Source organism: Vreelandella nigrificans (genome assembly GCF_002374315.1).
Lineage (GTDB): Bacteria > Pseudomonadota > Gammaproteobacteria > Pseudomonadales > Halomonadaceae > Vreelandella > Vreelandella nigrificans.
Genome location: NZ_NWUX01000017.1, coordinates 31624 through 50578 on the forward strand (window position 1 = coordinate 31624; position 18955 = coordinate 50578).

Below are 18955 nucleotides of genomic sequence, written 5' to 3' on the forward strand. Positions count from 1 at the left end.
TAAGGTTAGAAACTAACATACTTTTCAAACAAGGCAACCATTAGGAGCTCACGGTGAGCCAAGAAATTGATATTTTATCCCGTATTACCACCGACTTTGCCGCGCTACGTGACGCAGAAAAGAAAGTCGCTGAGCTTATCTTCGCAGACATCGAGTTTGTCACCGAAGCGAGCATCGGTGACATTGCCCAGCGAGCTGGGGTTAGCGATGCCAGCGTAACCCGATTTGCACGCGCCATCGGCTGCACTAATGTGCGCGACCTAAAAACGCGCCTAACCCGAGCCTTGGCCGCTGGGCGCCGATTTATTCAAGAAGCAACACCGGAAGACGGTTCAAGCGTGGTATATGACATCGCCACGCAAACATTAGCGCTCAACCGTGACCTACTCGCCAAAGCCGATGTGGCAGGTGCCGTTGAGCAGTTAGATAAAGCACGCCAGATACTGGTATTCGGTGCAGGCGGCGGCTCTAGCATCCTCTCCCAAGAGCTCCAATTTCGGTTAGTACGCCTTGGCTATGCAATCTGCGCTTATCCCCAAGCACTATTGCCCCGCATGGTGGCTTCAACCCTTGAGCAAGATGACGTTGTTGTCGTGCTATCCGTAACCGGCTATACCCCGGAAATGGTGGAGTCTGCGCAGATCGCTAAGCAGTATGGCGCTACCGTGGTAGCCATTACCGCAATGAACTCACCGCTCGCCGCAACATCTGACATTGTGCTCCCTATTACGTCACGGGAGACCGACTTTATCTACCACCCTTCTGCTTCCCGCTACGCCATGCTGGCCGTCATCGACGTATTAGCGCTGGAGCTTGCCATGCGCCACCGGGAGCGCTCACGCACTAAATTACGCCGACTCAAGCTTAGCCTCGATGACCATCGTGGCGGCGATAACCGCCAGCCACTAGGAGATTGAGATGGGTTACGACCTGCTAATTCGTAATGCCAACGTGCTTGATGGCTCTGGTGCACCGCATTTTCGTGCTGATGTGGCTATTCAAGGCGAGCGTATCTGCGCTATCGGCGACATGCCCTATGCCACTGCTACTACCATCATCGACGCCGAGCAGCGCTATTTAGCCCCTGGCTTCATCGATGTTCATACCCACGACGATACCAATGTCATTCGTACTCCCGAGATGCTCCCTAAGCTAACCCAGGGGGTAACCACAGTAGTGGTGGGTAACTGCGGTATTAGCGCAAGCCCTGTGACACTCGCCACCGAAGTACCCGATCCAATGAATTTACTGGGCAACCTAGAGGACTTTTGTTATCCCAGATTCGCTGATTATGCCAATGCCGTAGACGCCGCCACACCAAGCATTAACGTTGCCGCACTGGTCGGACATACCAGTCTACGCAGCCAGGTGATGAACAACTTTGCCCGCCCGGCCACTGCAGAAGAAATTGCCAAAATGGAGGTATTACTAAGCCAAGCACTGGATGAGGGCGCATTAGGGCTCAGCTCGGGGCTTGCCTACCGTAACGCCATACACGCACCTACAGCGGAGATGACACCACTGGTGGCAGCCGTTGGAAAAGCAGGTGGCGTCTATACCACCCATCTTCGTGATGAGTTTGCGGGCTTGCTTGGCGCGATGGATGAAGCGTTTGCCACCGCTCGGGATGGGCAGGTTCCCCTGGTGATTTCGCACCTTAAGTGCGCAGGTGCGGGCAACTGGGGAGGTGCAGGCAAGGCGCTTAGTAAACTGGAGGTTGCCGCGCAACATCAGCATGCCCACTGCGACTGCTACCCCTACACCGCTGGCTCGTCCACCCTCGACCTGAGCCAAGTGACGGATGAGATTGAGATCACAATTACCTGGTCTCACCCCCACCCGGAACAGGCACGTCGCCCACTAAAAGAGATCGCCGCCGAATGGCGTGTGTCACTGCTAGATGCCGCCAAGCAGTTGCAGCCTGCAGGGGCGGTCTACCACAACATGAGTGAAGCGGATATGCAGCAAGTGTTAGCGCATCCGCTCTCCATGGTGGGCTCTGATGGCTTACCGAACGACCCGCACCCTCACCCGCGGCTGTGGGGTGCCTTCCCGCGTGTGCTGGCTCACTACAGTCGCGACTTAAACTTGATGCCACTCCCAGAAGCAGTGCGCAAGATGACCAGCCTTTCTGCTGCCAATTTTGGTTTAACGGATCGCGGCGTAATCCGCATAGGTGCCTATGCAGATCTCACTCTGTTTGACCTCAAGGTGCTGGAAGACACCGCCAATTACGAGACCCCGATAGCGGCAGCTAAAGGCATCGACCTAGTGGTGGTGAACGGCAAGATCGCCTACCACCAAGGCACTATTACAAACCAGCGCTCTGGCCGAATGCTACGCAGGACAGAACGTATTTCTCAAACCACCTCTCCCTTTTCACCCAACCAGGAACAAACACCATGAGCATTATTCGATACGGAACCGAAGGCGGCGTTGGGACCGGCGGCCAGAAGCTGCCCTTTGCCCGCGCCGTAGAAGCCGGTGGCTGGCTGTACGTTTCCGGCCAAACACCAATGACCGATGGCGAAGTCGTTGAAGGCGGCATCGTTGAGCAGACCCGCCTCGCCTTCGACAACTGCCTGGCCATCATGCAAGAAGCTGGCTACGGCGTTGAAGACGTCGTGCATGTCACCACCGTGCTGACTGATGCGCGCTATTTCAGCTCTTTCAACAAAGTATTTAAGGAGGTCTTTGGTGACAACCCACCGGCACGCATCTGCAGCGTTCAGGACTTAGTGGTGGATTGCAAAGTTGAGGTTGACGTGAAGTGTTTTCGCGCTGATCGCGCCTAAAAACCTAAAAATAAGTACTACAAAAAAGCGCCGTACCCCGGCAAGGGTACAGCGCCAGATTACCGCGTGATTAAGACAAACAAGCCCTGCGGTAATCGCTTCCATTGCCCACCTTCGGCCGCGGCAACGGCCGGATAAACAACGATAAGAGGTTAACATGAACAGTCAAATATTCCTCACCACCTTTCTGCTCTACATTATCGCCATGATCGCGTTTGGGTGGTGGGTCTCCCGGCACAAACGCGGTAGCGGAGACGACTTTCTACTTGGTGGACGTAGTGTGCCCCTGTTTCTCACCGTCGGCACTACCGTCGCTACCATGGTTGGTACCGGCTCTAGCATGGGTGCCGTTGGGTTTGGTTATGCGAATGGTTGGGCTGGCGCGCTATACGGACTCGGCGGTGCTGTCGGCATTTTACTGCTCGCCGTCTGTTTTGCCTCCGTGCGCGAACTGCGCTTTATGACCATGAGCGAAGAACTCTCCTACTATGTTGGCGCCAACCGACTAGTGCGTAACATCGTCGCGCTGCTTATCTATATCGCCTGCATTGGCTGGCTGGGCGCACATATTTTGGGAGGTGGCCTCTACCTTTCCTGGATGGCGGGTATTGACCTAACCACGGCACGTATTCTGGTTGCCCTTGGCTTCGGCATTTACTGTGTGGTTGGGGGATATTTCGCAGTTATTTGGACTGACACTATTCAAGCAGTTGTGCTCTTCGCGGGCTTCATCTTGATGGCAGTGCTGGCGTTGGTTGAGGTAGGCGGTTTTTCGGGACTTACAGCAAGCATGGATGCAGGGGCCACCAGCTTTTTAGGCATTGGTAAAATTGGTGCGCTACCCGCACTGTCACTAGCCGCCGTTATTGCGATTGGTGTACTCGCAACCCCCTCCTTCCGTCAGCGGATCTACTCTGGAAAATCAGTTGGCTCAGTGCGCCGCTCATTCCTGATCACCGGCTTTCTCTATCTTGGCTTTTCCATCATTCCCGCCATTATTGGCATGGCCACGCATGCCCTTAACCCAGGGCTTGAGAATAGCAACTACGCTTTCCCTTTCTTAGCCACTGAAATCATGCCGCTAGGGTTAGGCTTGTTATTACTGGTGGCGGGCCTTTCAGCCACTATGTCGAGCGCCAGCTCAGACGCTATTGCCGGGGTCTCCACGCTTATTCGTGACTTGTATGTATTAGTAACTGGGCGTACCCCATCGGCGCGCAATGTGGTTCGCTTCTCCCGTATAGCACTAGTAGCAACCATTGGCTTGGCACTGTTGTTCGCACTAGCCTCGGATAATGTTATTACCTACATTACCCGCATGATCTCAACTATCTTGTCAGGCTTATTCGTTTGCGCGGTACTAGGCCGTTTCTGGCCCCGTTACAACTGGCAGGGCGCCATCGCTTCACTAGTTTTCGCCTCAGCCACATCATTAACGATTATCGCCAATAGTGATTGGACAGCCTTCTGGGGTAACCCGAGTATTCCTGCGGTTCTAGCCTCTCTGTTAGCCGGGGTGGTTGTTAGCCTCTTGACGCCAGCTTCCAACGTCACCTCTGCCCAGGCGCTGGCGATTCTTGACCAAGAGCGCCAACGTATGGAACAAGTCCCAGAACCAATGTTAACCAGTTCTGAAGCCCCCTCTACGCCTCGCTAATCGTTAACCATTCGTGCACAAAAAAGCCCCACTGATTCTTTAAATCAGTGGGGCTTTTCCATCTTGAAGAGTAATGGGTTGAAGGATAATGGGTCTAGGGATAACAGACCTAAGAATAATAGATGAAGGGGTTACGGATTACCGGGCGGTTAACTGCCGCACCGCCAGTTCCACACCACGAAGCTCAGCCAAGCCGCGCAGGCGCCCGTAAAGCGGGTAGCCGGGCGCTGTTTTGCGCTGTTGATCATCAAGAATGTGATGGCCGTGGTCAGGACGCAGCGGTATGCACGCCCCTCCCTCACGTTCCCGGCGACGCTCTTCCTCTACCAAAGCGTGGATCACGCCCACCATATCTACATCACCCGCAAGATGCGGCGCTTCATGAAACGAAAGTGTATCCGCTTCGCGCTGGGTGGCGCGTAGGTGGGTAAAATGAATATGCGGGGCAAAATGGCGGATCATGGCCACCAAGTCATTGTCTTCCCGAACGCCGTAAGAGCCGGTGCAAAGCGTTAAGCCATTGGCAGGGCTAGGCACGCGATCGACAATCCACTGGGTATCTTCGCGGGTCGAGACGACACGCGGAAGGCCAAGCAGTGGCCTTGGGGGGTCATCTGGATGAATCGCCATGCGTATACCGATCTCTTCTGCCACTGGGATGACGGCCTGCAGAAAATAACCCAGGTTTTCGCGCAGTTGAGCAGCATCAATATCAGCATACTCTTCCAATACAGCGCGAAACTGTTCAAGGGTGTAGTGCTCTTCAGCCCCAGGTAGCCCTGCAATTAGCGTATTGACCAGTTTGTCACGACCAGCACGATCTAAGCCTTCAAGATAACCACTTGCTTGGGCCTTCTCCTCGGCGCTGTATTCAGCCTCTGCTGCTGGCCTCTTGAGGAGGTAAAGATCAAAGGCAGCAAAAGCAGTTTGGTCAAAGCGTAGCGCTAAGGCGCCATCCGGCAGCGCATACGTCAGGTCCGTGCGCGTCCAGTCCAACACCGGCATAAAGTTGTAGCAAACAGTATCGATCCCGCAGGCTGCCAGATGTCGCAGGGTTTGGCAGTAAGTTGCGATCAGTGCATCCCGCTCGGGCAGGCCTTTTTTAATCGACTCATGCACTGGCACACTCTCCACCACCGACCATTTCAGACCAGCGGCTTCGATCATCTGCTGACGCTCATGGATCGCCTCAACTGCCCAAACCTGATCGTTGGACACCTCGTGCAGTGCCGTCACGATACCGGTTGCGCCTGTTTGGCGAATTTCTGCTAAGCGAATGGCATCATTTGGGCCAAACCAGCGCCAGGTATGCTCCATTAGTAACTCCCTATTTTTTGCTATTGAGCGCCGCTAATGCCCCGCTTAGCCCGTCGGTTGTCAGCACTTGGTAAGCCGACAGTACCTCGTCGACAAATGGCTGATTCGCTGCCAGCACAGCAGGCACAACGTCATCGACCGCTAGAAACGCATTAATTAGCTCCGTTGAGTTACCACCGTGGGTTTGATGCAGTTCAGCAAATCGTTTGGCCATGGGATCATCAATGGGGTAGCGATTGCCTTGCAGGTCCTCCCCATCGGTATAGCGGATCCAGGCAGCCATGCCTAATGCCAAACAGGGCGATGAAAGCCCCACAGCACTGCGTTCCAGCACACCAGAAAGCCAGCGCTGAGGGAGCTTCTGGCTGCCATCCATGGCAATTTGCTGCAAGCGATGGCGCAAACTGTCATTGGCAAAGCGTGCCAGTAGCGAGTCGGCATATGCCGCTAAATCAATCCCCTCGGGCATTTTGAGCGTAGGGGCCGCTTCTTCCAGCATATAGCGGCGTAGCAAAGCACGCAGTCCGGCGTGATTAACGCCATCAAAGACAGTTTCAATACCCGCTAATGCGCCAAGGTAAGCCAGTAAGGAGTGGCTGCCATTGAGTATGCGTAGTTTCATGGTTTCAAATGGCGCCACATCAGCGACCATCTCAACGCCTTCAGCCTCCCAGTTTGGGCGCCCCATGGGGAAGTTATCTTCCACTACCCACTGGGTGAACGCCTCGCTCACTACCGCATTGGGATCGTTAGCTCCCAGCGCCGCCAAACGCTCGAAGTCCACGTCGGTCATGGCGGGGACGATGCGATCTACCATGCTGCAGGGAAAAGCAACCTTATCGGCAATCCAACTCGCCAGCGCTACATCACGCTGCTCAGCCAATTGCACCACCGCTTGGCGTGTACGCTTACCGTTATCCGGCATGTTGTCGCAGGAAAGCACCGTAAATGGAGCGATGCCTGCTGCGTGCCGCCGTGCTAGCGCTTCCACCAGTAAACCTAGCGCGGTGCGCGGCTGCTGGGGCGAGGCAATGTCGCCGATGATCATCGGGTCCTCAAGCCTTAACTCACCGCTGGCAGGGTTTAGAAAGTAGCCCTTCTCGGTCACTGTTAGAGTAACGATGCGTGTATCAACAGCAGCCATTCGCGCCAGTAGCGCCTCACGGTCACGCCCCCAGTTCCCCGCTCTATTTCCAGAACTATTTCCAGAACTATTTCCAGAACTATTTCCAGAGCTATCACAACCAGAAAACAGCGTCTCTTCGATCACGCCTATTTCGCGTAGCGTGAGGGTGTCGCTATCAGCGTACTCGGCAACCTGATAACGGTAGTTAGCATCGCGAAGGCCATCTACCAAACCAACGCTTGAACGTAAGTTAGCGCTACACACGCCCCACTCGCTATCACCACTGCGTTGACGATAGCGCTCTAAATAGACGGCTTGATGGGCACGGTGAAAAGCACCCAAGCCTAAGTGAACGATACCGATCTGGCCACTTTTTGGCGAAGCGTCAATACGTTGCAGGGCCATCGTTAATTACTCCCCATCAGCAGGTTAGGCAACCAAAGCGAGATCGCAGGAACATAGGTCACCAGTAGTAGCACCACCAAGTTACATAGCAAAAACGGCATGATGGCTTTGGCGACGGTCAACATGGGTAGCTTACCAATCCCGGCTACCACAAAGAGGCATACCCCTACCGGCGGTGTGGTTAGCCCGATCATCAGGTTCAAGACTGCGATGACGGCAAAATGCACCGGGTCAACACCAACGCCAGTGGCCACGCCTACCAACGCTGGGAAGAGAATAATCAGCGCTGCAATAGTTTCCATAAAGGCGCCGACAAACAGCAGAATCAGGTTAAGGATGAGTAGAACGATCAGTGGGTTGTCACTGATAGAGAGAATCAGTGAAGCAATCATCTGAGGGATCTGCTCGCTGGTAAGTATCCAGCCAAACAGGTTGGCTAATCCCACCATTAAAAGCAGTGCCGAGGAAGTTAGTACCGTGTCAGATAAGATCCCCGGAAGATTTTTCCACGACAGTCCTTTATAGACATACATGCCCACCACTAACGCATAAAGGCTGGCAACGATGGATGCTTCTGTGGGCGTAAAGAAACCGCCGATAATGCCGTAGAGAATAATCACGGTCATTAACAGTGCCCAAAAGGCTGTTTTCGCTTCACGCAGCAGTTGCATCATTGGCACCCGCTTCTCTTTAGGGTAGCCACGACGAACGGCTAGAATGTACACCGTAATCATCATAGCCAGGCCCATTAACAAGCCAGGTATAGCGCCCGCAAGGAACATACGCCCGACCGAAATACCACTTAGCGAACCGGCGATAATCATCGGCACACTGGGGGGGATAATCGGCCCAATGGTAGAGGATGCGGCGGTGACGGCGGCAGCAAAAGGTTTGTCATAGCCCGAACGCGCCATACCAGGAATCATCACCGAGCCTATACTGGCCGAGTCCGCCACCGCGGTACCCGAAATACCACCGAAAATCATCGAACCACCCACATTCGCCAGCCCTAACCCGCCGCGAATGTGGCCTAACAAGGCGTTGGCAAAGCGCACAATATGCTCAGTAATATTGCCCGCATTCATCAGGTTGCCAGCCAGCACAAAGCCTGGGATACAGAGCAGTACAAAGGTGTCGATTCCCGCATACATCCGCTGCGGGATAATCGTCAGTGAAATGCCTTCCAGAAGAAGATATGAAAGCGACGCTAACCCCAATGAAAAGGCGATAGGCATCCCAATCATTAGCAGTATTAAAAACACACTAAACAGGATAATAACTTCCATGCTTACGGCTCCTGATGGGAGGCAGAAGAGCGACACATAGCGACCATTCCCTCAATGCATCCCAGTAAGCTGTAAACCAGGAGGAGCGCAAAGGTGACGACCGTTGAGAAAAAGATATACAGCATGGGAGCACGCAGCGTTGGCGAGGTCTGCCAGGCGCCATTTTGGGCATATTGCCAAGCGTAAGGCAGCACCAGAAAGGCAAATAGCCCTATCATCGAGCAGATCAATACCTGGAAAGCCGCTTTCATTCGCGGACGCAACAAGTGATGAAAAAGCTCAACGCTGATATTACGGTTTTGGCGCAATACCACCCCCACCGATAACGCCACCATGTAGATGAACAAATAGCGTGATAGCTCTTCCGTCCAGGCAATAGAGAATGGCAAAAACAGCCGCGAACATATTTGCAGCAGAACCGTGGCAGCAATGGTAATCAGCGCCATGACAGCTAAGGTTAAAAAGCATTTATCCACCCAGCCGATCACACGCCCAATGGCGCCTTCAAACTTAGGCACCGCCGACATTGAATCCAGACTCTCCAACGCTTGCTGTTCAAGCGCTTTGTGATCCGAGTTCATAACCATATCCTCAGGGGCAAGCCGCTATTGCAGTAGAAACCGGGCTGGCGTGCTACCCGCCCAGTTTCATTAATCATTCACTACAAATACGACTTCATAAGTCTTGGATAGCGTCAAAGATTTCACGCTGTTCTGGCGTCAAGGCATCGAGTACGGCGGGGCGAGCTTTCTCAGCAAAGGCATCAACATCGACCTCGATAAACTCCATGCCACGATCTTGTAGTGCTTGTTCAAGGCGCGCCTGGTCTTCAGTGAACAGTTCAGCTTCATATGCCTGCATTGTTTGGGCAGCATCGCGAATCACCTGCTGCAGGTCCTCGGGCATACGCTCCAGCTGGTTGCGACCAATCACCACATAGATCCAGCTGCGCACGTGACCGGTCATGTTGACGTAGTCCTGCACCTCGTTGAAGCTGGCGCTTTCAATCAGGCTAAGCGGGTTCTCTTGACCCTCCAGGGTATTTTGCTGAAGTGCAGTGAACACTTCACTGAACGCCATTGGCGTAGGACGTGCACCCATTGCCTGCCATGTATCAACAAATAGCGGCACGTTAGGAACACGTAGGCGTAGACCATCAAGGTCATCTGGATGGCGGATAGCACGATTGGAGGTCAGCTCGCGAGGGCCACGTTCAAACCATGCCAGAGGGACCAAATTAGTACGCTCAGTTATTTGCGCTTCAATCTCAGCACCGATCTCGCCGTCAACCGCCGCATGAAGATGTTCGGCATCACGGAAAGCGTAGGGAACCGCCATCATCGCGGCCTTAGGCGCCCAGTTCTGTAAGCTCTCCCCTGTAATGGTCATATCCGCAGTACCCAGTTGGATACTGTTAATCACGTCCATTTCGTTGCCAAGCTGCTCACTGGGATAAAGACGCACCTCTATTCGCCCGTCGGAGTTGGCTTCAACTTCCTCTTTAAACTTCTCGGCGGCTTGGTGCCAAATGTTCTGCTCATTGGCTAAATGGCCAAAACGCAGCGTGAAATCTGCCGCCATTAGAGAATGGCTGCCTAGTATGGCGGCCCCCAGTACAGCGCTGGTGATAAGCTTTTTGATCATTGTCTTTCTCCTGCATACGAGTGTTGTTAGTTGTTAATTGCAGCGGTTAACTACGCATGGGTGAGCATGGAGTGGCGTGGGTTGACATGCATTGGCATGCCTTGGTGTAGCCCGCCCTCAAGCACTGATTTGAATCAGCACCTTACGGGCCTCTTCTGGTCGGTGATCAAGCATGTCGATGGCACTAGGCATATCACTCAGCGGCAACCGATGACTGACCAGCGCTAACGGATCCAACTGCCCGCTCGCCATTAGCTCAAGCACCTCCGGAAACTTACGGTTGTTAAGTCTCGACCCCACCAGGGTCAGCTCTTTCTTAATCACTTCTAGCTGCACAAGGTCACTGGGCTGAACGCTGAAGCCCAGTAAACCAATGCGCCCTGCTGGCGATGCCAGACGCAGCATTTGCGGCAACAGCGCAGGCACGCAGGCCGCATCAGCAATCAGCGGCACACCTTCACCCTGTGTTAGCGCGAGCACCTCTTTTTCAACATCGTGCTCACTGCTATTAAAGATGTGTGTGGCGCCAAGCTGCTTCGCGACGGCTAATCGCTCATTGATGACATCAGTGACGATGACCTCTTCGATACCCTTGGCCAGTGCCATCTGCAGGATCGTCATACCGATCACACCCGCCCCCAAAATCATTAGCCGGTCACCGGGGTGGGGCTGCATACGATCAAGCACGTTGGCCGCAATGGTGTAGGGCTCGACAAGGGCAGCAGCATCCAAGCCAATATGGTCGGGTAAGTGGTGCACATTAGCGGCAGGCACGGTAACGAACTCTTCAAAACCACCATTACGGTGGACACCGATCACTTCAAGCGAACTGCACACGTTGGGGCGGCCAATACGACAGGGGTAACACTTACCGCAGCTAATAACCGGATCCACACACACGCGGTCACCGACGTTAACACCGTGTACCTCTTCCCCTACTGCTTCCACAACACCGGCAAATTCATGGCCGGTGATACGTGGGAAGCGCACGAAGGCATTATCGCCATGGATGATGTGCATATCTGAGCCGCAGATACCTGCAAAGGCCACCCGCACAAGTACCTCTTTGCTGGCCGCCTCAGGCACCTCAACATCAGCCACTTGGTAGTCGTGTGGCGCTTTCACCTGGAATGCTTTCATTGACGTGACTCTCCTTACCCGCACTTTTAAGTTACCAATGCCGCGAATTCACCAATGTCCCTAGCTCACTAGTGCCCCTAGCTCACCAGTGCCACAGAGTGCCGTCTTCCAACCGGTTCACCGGTAGGCTGGCGCGCTTATAGGGGTATTGCTTGGCTAACGTTTCGTCGATATCAACGCCGTGGCCAGGAGTCTCGCCGACGATAAAGTGGCCATCTTCAAAGCGGTAATCGTGGGGGAAGACTTCATCCGTCGCACTGGTATGGGGCATATACTCCTGGATGCCAAAGTTGGGCACCCAGGTATCAAAATGAATCGCAGCGCCAAGGCACACCGGCGAAAGATCCGTTGGGCCGTGGAAACCGGTGCGCACATGGTAAAGCCCTGCCAAATCGGCGATTCGGCGCACATGGGTAATACCACCAGCGTGGGTTAGGGTGGCTCGTATATAGTCGATCCATTGATTCTCGATTAGTGCTTTGGCGTCATACAGGCTATTAAAGACCTCGCCCACTGCTAGCGGCGTGGTGGTGTGCTGGCGAATAAGCCCAAACGCTTCCTGATTTTCAGCGGGTACGCAGTCCTCAAGCCAGAATAGATGGTAGGGCTCAACTTCTTTACCTAAGCGGGCGGCTTCGATGGGTGTCAGACGGTGATGAACATCGTGCAGCACATGCAGCTCTTCACCGAAGCGCTCCCGTACGGCGGCAAAAAGTTTGGGTACATGATTTAAGTACTTACTGGTACTCCAGACATGCTCAGCGGGCAGGTCAGAATCGGCAGGCTCATAGGGCTCACCATCTTTTTTGGCAACACCATAAATGCTGGCAATACCGGGCACACCGGCCTGCACGCGTACCGCTTTGTAGCCCTCATCCACATGGCGGGCGACCTCTTCCAGACAAGCTTCGATATCGCGGCCCGTTGCATGGCCGTAGACCATGACTCGGTCACGGCTCTTGCCGCCGAGCAATTGGTACAGCGGCATACCTGCAAGCTTTGCTTTAATGTCCCAAAGCGCCATATCCACGGCGGCAATCGCGCTCATAGTGACGGGCCCACGCCGCCAGTAAGCGCCGCGGTAAAGATAGTGCCAAATATCCTCAATGCGCTGGGGGTCCCGGCCGATCAAGGTTGGAATCACATGCTCTTCCAGATAAGCCACAACGGCCATCTCACGACCATTGAGCGTGGCATCACCAATGCCATACTCCCCCTGGTCGGTCACAATCTTCAACGTCACAAAATTGCGCCCTGGCGATGTCACGATGGTATAGGCGTGCTCTATCTTCATTGCATCGACTCCTGCTTCAGCACTGGGGTTTCTGGTTCTTCAAACGCTGCCTGCTCTTCAAACATGGCGGGGAAACGACGAATCAAATCAGGCATTGAGACCAAAATTTCACGCAAATGAAGCGACATCGCCTGCTCTGCTTGGTGTACATCTCGCGCCTCAATGGCGGCAATAATGTTGGCATGCTGATCCACAAGCCGTTCCAGCGGGGTGCTATGGGGCACACTGAGGTAGCGTACTCGGTCAAGCTGGGCACGAACTTCTTCAATGACTTTCCAAGCCGCATACTGCTGAACACCCAGTGAAAGCGTTCGGTGGAATGCTTCATCAAGACGATAAAAGCGATCGTTATCATTAGGTTCGATACAGCGACGCTGACGCGCTAACAAATCATGTAGCTCTGTCAGTGTGGCCGGCTCAATCCCCTTTTCAGCTGCCAGCTTCACGACCGCGACCTCCACCGCCTCACGCACAAAGCGCGCCTCAAGCACCGCCCGCTGGGAAATTTTTACTACGTAAGTACCACGTTGAGGCTTTACCTCCACCAACCCTGCCTCGGAAAGCCGGATGAAGGCTTCTCGCACTGGCTGGCGGCTGACCGAGAAAGTGTCCGCAATTTCCTTTTCTGATAGCGCCTGACCGGGTGCCAACACCATTTGGATAACCGACTGGCGTAGCACTTGATAAAGACGCTGCCGAACGGGGTCGCTTTCGCGAGTTTCCCCCCAGAGTGCTTGAAGTGTTTTCATAATGGGCATCCAAATTCGGTGGCCGTTATGCGGCCCTTATCTGATACAACTAGTATGGTAGTATGGCGAGACAAGAGAAAGCCCAATCTCTTCATACTTTGGTTGCAGAAGGAGAAGAATAAAGAGGAAAAGCCACCTATCAGGAACAGGGGCTACATATGAAAAACAGCGTTACTCAGGTTCAAGCTTTTGGCATACACGGCATTGCCAGTCATCGTGCTGCTCCATCGCTGCCGCCAGTTGTAGCAGCTGTTTATCCTCACCAAGGCGCCCTACTACCTGCACGCCAACAGGCAACCCATTAGCTGCCACATGGAAAGGGACTGACATGGCAGGCTGACCGGTAAGGTTTGCAAGCTGTGTAAACGGGGTTCGACTAAGCGCATCTACCGCCAAGCGTTTTAACATTCCGGCTTTTAATGCCAACGATGGAATGCCTGGAACAGCTAACAAAGACATCAACCGCTCACGTGCTACTGAAGGGTATAACTCCCCTATTTTAGGTGCGGTATCCGCAGCCACCGGCATGATTAACACATCAAAGCGCTGGTGAAATTGGCTCATCTGCTCGGCAGCCACATGCCAGTAGCGCTTGGCAAGCTCGTAATCCCGAGCCGATAGTTTTGCGCCCAACCTACCGACAGCGCGGGTGGAAGGCTCAATGGCAAGCCGATGAACAGACACCCCAGTTTGCTGACTAATCCATTGAAGATCGGCTGCCAGGTGGCCTAAATAGAGCGTAAGGTAACTGTCCGCCAGGAGATTGCCTTCAACCGGAGGGTCGCACCACTCCACTTCATGCCCCATTGCAGACAACGCCTGAGCGGCTTTCTCGACGGCTGTTTTCACCTCAGCACTCACCTGGGTGCCAAGTCCACGGCTCAAGAAGCCACCTAATGATACCGCTATACGCAGCGGTTTAGCGGAGGATGACAAGGCAGCTACATAGCCCGTTTCATGGGGTACCGGGTAGGGCCCTGAGGGCGCCATACCGTTAATTTGTTCTAAAAGTGCTGCACTATCGCGCACACTGCGAGTAAGCGCGTGTTCAATCACTGCCCCTTGCCACACCTCACCATGGGCAGGCGCTAGCGGCACCCGACCACGGGAAGGTTTAAAACCAAACAAACCACAGTAACTGGCAGGAATACGAATAGAGCCACCACCATCCCCCGCGAGCGCAATAGGCACCATCCCACTTGCTACCGCAGAGGCAGAACCACCACTTGAGCCGCCAGGAGAATAGCCTGCCCGCCAGGGGTTTTGCGGATGAGGAAAGGCCCTAGGTTCAGTAATTCCCATCAATCCCAATTCAGGGGTTGCGGTCTGCCCCAGCACTACTAATCCTGCATCTCGCACGCGCCGGATAAAAAGCGACTCTTCCTTTGGGCACCATGTTGATAACGAGGCGCTTCCAAAAGCCAGCGGCTCACCCGCCAATGCCATCAATAGATCTTTACTTAATGTAGGAACGCCAGCAAAGACTGAGCTTTCTGACACTTGGAGGCTCTCATGCCTCGCCTTTTCAAAACGTGTTCTGACCACTGCATGGAGGGATGGGTTTAGCTCTTCAATTGCCGCCATCGCAGCCTCGAAAACATCTGCCTGACTTACTTCTCGACGGCGAATCAGCTCGGCAAGGCCAGTGGCATCGTACTGCTGGTAATCGTGAACATGCATCGCATTGGCTCGTTGTTATCTGGTTATTAATCCAAGACTAGCACCTCCGCCTTGAAGATTTGCTAACGACCATGCAGCAGTGGTAGCTTTTAAAAAAATGATAAGAAGTGTTCCCCCCTATGTCACACCATTGCCTGTCATTGTTATCGCCTACCTATCGGCTTTTACTGAGCCGTTGGGTTGATGCGGTAGTGCGCACAGGCGCTTATCCCCTCACTCGTACTGCTCTAAGCGAGTGGTATAACGAATAGCCTGATCAATTCGTCAGTCAGTTTTTCCCGAGTTCGTCAACCAGTGACGGCACTAGACGTATTGATTAAGGAATTTATTCATGTCGATTTCTACGACGCGCAATCCTCTTAAAAACGCCCTTCTTGCCCTCCCCCTAAGTGGTGTCTTACTTAGCAGTCAGGCAGTCTTTGCCGGCTCACCAGGTGCACTTATTATCACAGGCGGTTTTTTGCAAGAGAGCCATCAGGATATATTTCAAGCGGTTATCAGTCCCATCGATAAGCCTATCGAAGAGATACGCCTAGGCGTAGTACCAGCTGCATCCGGCAATATTTCTGGTAACTATGACAAACTTGCTGAAGCTTTTTCCCAGCTAGGTCTCACAGAAGACAATATCAGTTTGCTTCCCTTAGCTATTGCTGATGACAAGCGAACCGAAGATGTGGATGAATCAACATGGGCTGACAACGGACAAGACGAAGCACTTGCTGCTTCAATTGATAAGTTGGATGCCATCTGGTTCCTGGGCGGCGACCAAACCCGCATTACCGCCGTGCTTTTAGAAGAAGATGGCAGCGATACGCCGGTGCTAACCGCCATACGGAATTTACATTCACGAGGTGGCGTTTTGGCAGGAACCAGCGCTGGCGCAGCGATTATGTCCTCCTCCATGCTGGCGGGTGGTGATAGCCAAGGGGCTCTATTCAAAGGGTTTAGCGACGACTATCAAGGCATGAATAATCAGGAGTACGGCCCTGCTGTTGTGCGCCCAGGATTAGGCTTCTTCGAAGCAGGGATAATCGACCAGCACTTCGATCGTAAAGCCCGCCTAGGTCGCCTGCTAACGGTTATGCTGGAGCATGAAGATGGGCAGCCACTGGGAGTCGGCATTGATGAAGGCACAGCTCTGATCGTTGCTGACGGAGAATGGCAGGTGGCTGGCCGAGGCGGAGTAACCCTCGTAGATACGAGTAAAGCAACGCGCCCTTCGTCTGGTTTTCCAATCAACGTGGAAAACGTGCGCCTAGGCTACTTGCTGCCGGGCGACCGTTACCTGCCGGAAAGCGGTGAGTATCACGTTCGCGATGGCGCCTATGAAACCTCAGGTAGCGAGTATTTCGATGTGCCAGTGAGCCTGCAGAGTGGTATTTTCAGTGCTAACCGTAATTTGCAGGAGCTTATCGGTTTTGACCTGCTAGATAACTCAGCCACCGACCAAGTCAGTTCCCTGCTAATTGGTGACGATAACCAAGCGCTGCGGATTGTGTTTACTCAAGATGAACACACCCAAGGCTACTGGAGTCAGGACATGACTCTGGATCTGTACAGCTTTGAGAACGTTCGAATGGACCTAGAGCCGCTAAGCGTAGAGCTACACACCCCCTAAGGCGCTCTTTACGTTCTTAGCAAACCTTCTCGATATATACTTTTATATATACTTTGCAGCCGGGCCCGTATTGGCCCGGTTTGCCATCAGCAATAGGGTGTTCTCTTCCTTTGCACAAGGTACACTGGGCATGTATATACATTATTCACTTGAAAGGTATTTCATGACCAGCGCTCCCCCACTTTACCTGCAAATACAGCAGCACTTGCTGGAAAAAATTCAGGATGGTGCCTGGCCAGCTCACCACCAAATCCCCCCAGAAGAGCAGCTTGCTCGGGACTTTGGGGTCAGCCGTATGACAGCCAATAAGGCGATCCGCGACCTCGTCCACAAGGGTTACCTAACTCGCCAGCCGGGGCTAGGCACCTTTGTGACTGATCGCAAAGCAGAATCGTCTTTGGTCGAGGTGTACAACATTGCCGATGAAGTACGCTCTAGGGGGCATGATTACAGCAACAGCGTGTTGGTTTGCGAGGCAATTAAAGCAGATGACGAAATCGCCCTGCGTCTGGGTGTGCGTCTTGGCAGCCGTGTATTTCAAACACTACTCGTACACTTGGAAAATGATACGCCTATACAGCTTGAGAACCGCTACGTTAACCCCCGCTGGGTACCTAACTATCTAAAAAGCGACTTTTCGCTACATACACCCAACGAAGTACTGGTAGCGGCCTGCCCGATCACCGACGTGGAACATATTGTTGAGGCAGTACTCGTCGACCACCAAACAGCCGAGTGGTTAGCCATTGATACCGCCACCCCCTGCTTGAGCATGGTGCGGCGTACATGGTCAGGCGAGCAGCTCATCAGCTATGCCCGGTTATTACACCCTGGTAATCGTTACAAGTTACGCTCCTCGGTACATCGCCAAGCCTCATAATTAAGTGATTGTTTAATAAGATATTTCTAACAAGGCATTAGCTGATTATGGCTTGCACTAAATACCCCGTAGGTACGGCGAGTAGCAGGCTTAGTGCAACGCGAATGAACCACACCACCACCATTCGCCCTACGGACAGTGGAATGCTTGTAGAAAGAATGCAGGGAATAGAGGCTGAGAAGAACAATATAGAGGATACCGACACCACTCCTGCTGCAAAACGGGCCACAAACTCCGCCTCTGCCATTAGCAGTGCCGGTAAAAACATTTCGGCGAGTCCAGCAGCTGAGGCCTGAGCAAGTGCCGCAGCATCCGCAAGCCCCCACACCGCCACGAAGGGGTAGAAAAGCCAGCCTAACCACTCAAACAGTGGCGTGTACTTAGCCGTAAGCAGTCCCAGCAAGCCAACCGACATAATGGAAGGTAGGATGCTGATGGCCATCACTAACCCCTCCTTAAAATTGATCGCCACACTTTTATGCAACGCAGGCGCTCGGGCAGCTACCTCCAACCCGGTCTGCCAAGCCGTCGACCAGCGCTTGCCAGCTACCGCCTCGGGCTCACCATATTCAGCACTGTTATCCATACGTGATAACGGCGGTAAACGTACTGTAACGGCGGTGACAATAAACGTGATCAATAACGTTAGCCAAAAATACAGATTCCATACCGCCATTAAATCCAGCGTGCGCGCCACGATGATCATAAACGTCGCCGATACGGTAGAGAAACCTGTAGCAATGATGGCAGCCTCTCGTGCCGAGTACTGCCCGGCCTGATAAACCCTGTTGGTAATCAAAAGTCCGATAGAGTAACTGCCTACAAAAGATGCTACCGCATCGATAGCCGAACGCCCTGGAGTTCGCCAAATAGGGCGCATCACCGGCTGTACCAGCACACCAATAAGCTCAAGTAGCCCATAACTGATCAACAAGGCGAGGAAAATAGCGCCAATAGGAACAATCAACCCTACCGGGATCACCAACTTATCAAACAGGAATGGCAGCATATCCGGCTCGTGCAAAAAAGCTGGCCCCCAGCCAGTGATAGCCAGAAGTGCTGCCACCACCCCAAGCAATTTTAGTGCAGTAAAAATACGCTCGGTAACATTCCGCTTCCAGTAGCCTCGCACCAATGGGTAGGCGGCACCAGACACGATCAGCGCCAGCGCATAAAGCCCACTAGCCTCGCCTAACATCCCCCGGGCGCTTGTCACCATGTGATCGAGCAATATAGTGCTGCGGCCGCCTATTTCGACAGGCACGAAGAAAATCAATATTCCCAGTGCGCTCGGTAAAAACAGCTTAAGCATCAGCGCAATATTTGGCCGCTGCTGGGAGGGAGGGTTGGGTGTGAGCATGGGC

General features: G+C 53.5%; 16 protein-coding genes. 6 read left to right on the forward strand and 10 right to left on the reverse strand.

Annotated features, from left to right (window positions below; genetic code table 11):
• The first annotated feature begins 53 nt into the window (after positions 1-53).
• The 4 genes from CPA45_RS16255 (at position 54) to CPA45_RS16270 (ending at position 4452) form a co-directional block, all read left to right on the forward strand.
• Entirely contained in the window at positions 54-917 is an 864-nt protein-coding gene (locus CPA45_RS16255) for a MurR/RpiR family transcriptional regulator (RefSeq protein ID WP_096653298.1), read from the forward strand.
• A 1-nt stretch (position 918) separates the two neighbouring features.
• A complete protein-coding gene (locus CPA45_RS16260) occupies positions 919-2406 on the forward strand; it encodes an N-acyl-D-amino-acid deacylase family protein (protein WP_096653300.1) in 1488 nt (495 codons plus the stop codon).
• Positions 2403-2795, forward strand: coding sequence for a RidA family protein (locus CPA45_RS16265; protein WP_096653302.1), 393 nt, complete (start codon positions 2403-2405; stop codon positions 2793-2795). The genes CPA45_RS16260 and CPA45_RS16265 overlap by 4 nt, the downstream gene beginning before the upstream one ends.
• A gap of 157 nt (positions 2796-2952) precedes the next feature.
• Positions 2953-4452 (forward strand): sodium:solute symporter family protein, encoded by a 1500-nt coding sequence (locus CPA45_RS16270; RefSeq protein ID WP_096653304.1) that lies wholly within the window; start codon positions 2953-2955, stop codon positions 4450-4452.
• A 138-nt stretch (positions 4453-4590) separates the two neighbouring features.
• Here CPA45_RS16270 and uxuA read toward each other — a convergent pair whose 3' ends face one another.
• The 9 genes from uxuA to CPA45_RS16315 form a co-directional block, all read right to left on the reverse strand.
• The gene (uxuA, locus tag CPA45_RS16275) at positions 4591-5769 is read right to left on the reverse strand and encodes a mannonate dehydratase (protein ID WP_096653306.1); all 1179 of its coding nucleotides are present in this window, start codon (positions 5767-5769) and stop codon (positions 4591-4593) included.
• Between the two features lie 10 nt (positions 5770-5779).
• Complete coding sequence (locus tag CPA45_RS16280) at positions 5780-7300, reverse strand: mannitol dehydrogenase family protein (RefSeq protein WP_096653308.1); 1521 nt, start codon at positions 7298-7300, stop codon at positions 5780-5782.
• 2 nt (positions 7301-7302) lie between these two features.
• Complete coding sequence (locus CPA45_RS16285) at positions 7303-8586, reverse strand: TRAP transporter large permease (protein ID WP_096653310.1); 1284 nt, start codon at positions 8584-8586, stop codon at positions 7303-7305.
• A 2-nt stretch (positions 8587-8588) separates the two neighbouring features.
• On the reverse strand, positions 8589-9167 hold the full coding sequence (locus CPA45_RS16290; protein ID WP_096653312.1) for a TRAP transporter small permease: 579 nt from the start codon (positions 9165-9167) through the stop codon (positions 8589-8591).
• A 94-nt stretch (positions 9168-9261) separates the two neighbouring features.
• Positions 9262-10230: a TRAP transporter substrate-binding protein gene (locus CPA45_RS16295; protein WP_096653314.1), complete on the reverse strand. Its 969-nt coding sequence runs from the start codon at positions 10228-10230 to the stop codon at positions 9262-9264.
• A gap of 117 nt (positions 10231-10347) precedes the next feature.
• Positions 10348-11370: a Zn-dependent oxidoreductase gene (locus CPA45_RS16300; RefSeq protein WP_096653316.1), complete on the reverse strand. Its 1023-nt coding sequence runs from the start codon at positions 11368-11370 to the stop codon at positions 10348-10350.
• An 82-nt stretch (positions 11371-11452) separates the two neighbouring features.
• The gene (gene manD, locus CPA45_RS16305) at positions 11453-12664 is read right to left on the reverse strand and encodes a D-mannonate dehydratase ManD (protein WP_078087094.1); all 1212 of its coding nucleotides are present in this window, start codon (positions 12662-12664) and stop codon (positions 11453-11455) included.
• Positions 12661-13416 (reverse strand): GntR family transcriptional regulator, encoded by a 756-nt coding sequence (locus CPA45_RS16310; protein WP_096653404.1) that lies wholly within the window; start codon positions 13414-13416, stop codon positions 12661-12663. The genes manD and CPA45_RS16310 overlap by 4 nt, the downstream gene beginning before the upstream one ends.
• A 168-nt stretch (positions 13417-13584) precedes the next feature.
• The gene (locus CPA45_RS16315; protein WP_096653318.1) at positions 13585-15093 is read right to left on the reverse strand and encodes an amidase; all 1509 of its coding nucleotides are present in this window, start codon (positions 15091-15093) and stop codon (positions 13585-13587) included.
• A 331-nt stretch (positions 15094-15424) separates the two neighbouring features.
• Here CPA45_RS16315 and CPA45_RS16320 point away from each other — a divergent pair, with 331 nt between their 5' ends.
• On the forward strand, positions 15425-16711 hold the full coding sequence (locus CPA45_RS16320; protein ID WP_096653320.1) for a cyanophycinase: 1287 nt from the start codon (positions 15425-15427) through the stop codon (positions 16709-16711).
• 163 nt (positions 16712-16874) lie between these two features.
• A complete protein-coding gene (gene hutC, locus CPA45_RS16325; protein WP_096653322.1) occupies positions 16875-17591 on the forward strand; it encodes a histidine utilization repressor in 717 nt (238 codons plus the stop codon).
• 37 nt (positions 17592-17628) lie between these two features.
• Here the strand turns inward: hutC and CPA45_RS16330 are convergent, their stop codons facing one another.
• A complete protein-coding gene (locus CPA45_RS16330) occupies positions 17629-18951 on the reverse strand; it encodes a YjiH family protein (RefSeq protein WP_096653324.1) in 1323 nt (440 codons plus the stop codon).
• Positions 18952-18955: the final 4 nt, after the last annotated feature.